At 56.2% G+C, this 555-nt stretch carries 1 rRNA gene; it reads left to right on the top strand.

The window, feature by feature from the left end:
- Positions 1 to 555, top strand: a 16S ribosomal RNA gene (locus tag VI340_RS19805); the annotation flags it as partial.

Below are 555 nucleotides of genomic sequence, written 5' to 3'. Positions count from 1 at the left end.
CTTTTCTGTACCGTAAGGTGGTACAGGAACAAGGACTGGGCAAGACCGGTGCCAGCCGCCGCGGTAATACCGGCAGTCCAAGTGATGGCCGATATTATTGGGCCTAAAGCGTCCGTAGCTTGCTGTGTAAGTCCATTGGGAAATCGACCAGCTCAACTGGTCGGCGTCCGGTGGAAACTACACAGCTTGGGGCCGAGAGACTCAACGGGTACGTCCGGGGTAGGAGTGAAATCCTGTAATCCTGGACGGACCACCAATGGGGAAACCACGTTGAGAGACCGGACCCGACAGTGAGGGACGAAAGCCAGGGTCTCGAACCGGATTAGATACCCGGGTAGTCCTGGCTGTAAACAATGCTCGCTAGGTATGTCACGCGCCATGAGCACGTGATGTGCCGTAGTGAAGACGATAAGCGAGCCGCCTGGGAAGTACGTCCGCAAGGATGAAACTTAAAGGAATTGGCGGGGGAGCACCACAACCGGAGGAGCCTGCGGTTTAATTGGACTCAACGCCGGACATCTCACCGGTCCCGACAGTAGTAATGACGGTCAGGTT

Source organism: Haloarcula sp. CGMCC 1.6347, from assembly GCF_037078395.1.
Taxonomy (GTDB): Archaea; Halobacteriota; Halobacteria; order Halobacteriales; family Haloarculaceae; genus Haloarcula; species Haloarcula amylolytica.
Note: the sequence above shows the minus strand (reverse complement) of the source record. Positions and strands in the feature narration are given on the sequence as shown.